This window comes from Novosphingobium sp. GW835-FHT14H07, assembly GCF_058793515.1.
The window spans coordinates 1-932 of sequence record NZ_JBXAFX010000083.1 but is presented as its reverse complement, the minus strand read 5'-3'; the positions used below and the strand labels follow the sequence as shown (position 1 = coordinate 932).

At 58.0% G+C, this 932-nt stretch carries 1 protein-coding gene; it reads left to right on the top strand.

Annotated features, from left to right (window positions below; all coding sequences use genetic code 11):
* Positions 1 to 74 precede the first annotated feature (74 nt).
* Entirely contained in the window at positions 75 to 911 is an 837-nt protein-coding gene (locus AC1Q5P_RS21905) for an IS5 family transposase (RefSeq protein ID WP_066554072.1), read from the top strand.
* Positions 912 to 932: the final 21 nt, after the last annotated feature.

The following is a 932-nucleotide window of genomic DNA, read 5'->3' as shown; positions in this document are numbered from 1 at the left end:
AGAGCCCGAACCGAAAGTTGTTGAGCAATACCAGCATGTTGTGATTCACGCCTCTTTGCGAAGAGAAGGAGTGAATGGTGACATGGACTGGTATTGCCCGGCGTGAGCATAGCCGGGAGGGATTGCGATATCCATCGGATATGACCGATGCGGAGTGGGCGCTGTCAGCGCCATTCGTTCCTCCGGCCAAGCGCGGAGGCCGACCTCGAACGGCAGACATGCGCGAAGTTTTGAACGCGATACTCTACATTGCCGCGAGCGGGTGTGCGTGGCGACTTTTGCCCAAGTGCTTTCCGCCGGTGTCGACGGTGCAGCGCTACTTTTACGCCTGGCGCGATGCCGGTCTGTTTGAAGCCATCAACACCGTGCTGGTTATGAACTTGCGGGGAATCGAAGGACGCGAAGCCTCGCCGAGTGCTGGAGTGATCGATAGCCAGTCGGTGAAGACCACTGAAAGTGGCGGAATTACGGGCTTTGACGCTGGCAAGAAGGTCAAAGGCCGCAAGCGGCACATCCTGACAGACACCTGCGGCTTCCTGATCTTCATTCTCGTCCACACCGCCGACATTCAGGATCGCGACGGTGCTGTCGATGTGCTGGCCGCTGTTCGCACGCGGTTCCCCTGGCTGCGCCATGTGTTCGCTGATGGCGGCTATGCCGGCGACAAACTACGATCCGCTCTCGTCGGCATGGGCAGGTGGACAATCCAGATCATCAAGCGTTCCGACAAAGCCAAGGGCTTCGAGGTGCTACCACGCCGATGGGTTGTAGAGCGAACCTTCGCATGGCTTGGCCGCTGCCGACGCCTTGCCAAGGACTGGGAAAAGTCCATCGCGTCTTCAACCGCATGGGCACTCATAGCTTCAATCCGAATGCTCACGCGCCGAACCGCAAGATATTGCTGGAATTGAGAAACTTCTGAATCAGGCACT